This window comes from Streptomyces ureilyticus (genome assembly GCF_011045025.1).
Classification (GTDB): Bacteria; Actinomycetota; Actinomycetes; order Streptomycetales; family Streptomycetaceae; genus Streptomyces; species Streptomyces ureilyticus.
Window position 1 is genome coordinate 1 of record NZ_JAAKZX010000518.1, and the last position, 631, is coordinate 631.

Below are 631 nucleotides of genomic sequence, written 5' to 3' on the forward strand. Positions count from 1 at the left end.
GGCCGGCCTGGCGGGCACCCATGAGCGGATCCTGCTCGGCGCGGGCGAGCCCGCGACCGGCGGCGAGGCGGTGCGGTTCGCCTTCCGCGAGGCCGAAGCGCGCCGGTGCACCCTCGATGCCGTACGCACCTGGCGCTGCCCCGCGCACGAGACCGCTGAACATCCCCTGCTCGCCGGGGATCCGGCGCACTATCACGAGGAGCAGGCGTCCGCCGTGCTCGATGCCTTGCTCCACGACCCGATGGCGGACCACCCCGGGGTGCGGGTTCGCCGTCACACCGTGGAAGGACCGGCACGCAAGGCGCTGTTGCACCTGTCGGCCGCCGCGGACCTGGTGATTGTCGGGGCGCAGCGCCGGTCCGGGCATCTCGGGCTCCAGCTCGGCCGCGTAGGGCACACGCTGCTGCACCACGCGGCGTGCCCGGTGGCCATCGTGCCGCAGCGGGTGTGACCGTGAACCGCCCACTCGCCCCTGGGACGTCCCGCGAAGCGCTCGCACCGCTGCTGCGGGACGTGCGGGCCGTCGTCTTCGACACCGACGGAGTGATCACCGATTCGGCCCGGGTGCACGCCGCGGCCTGGAAGGCGGCCTTCGACGCCTACCTGCGCGCCCACCCGCCCGAAGACCCCG

Annotated in this window: 1 protein-coding gene and 1 pseudogene; both read left to right on the forward strand. The window is 74.5% G+C overall.

The window, feature by feature from the left end; genetic code table 11:
* On the forward strand, positions 1–451 hold a 451-nt coding region (locus G6048_RS48460), incomplete at its 5' end, for a universal stress protein (RefSeq protein WP_165345934.1).
* A gap of 2 nt (positions 452–453) precedes the next feature.
* Positions 454–631, forward strand: a pseudogene (locus tag G6048_RS50805) (hydrolase); the annotation flags it as partial.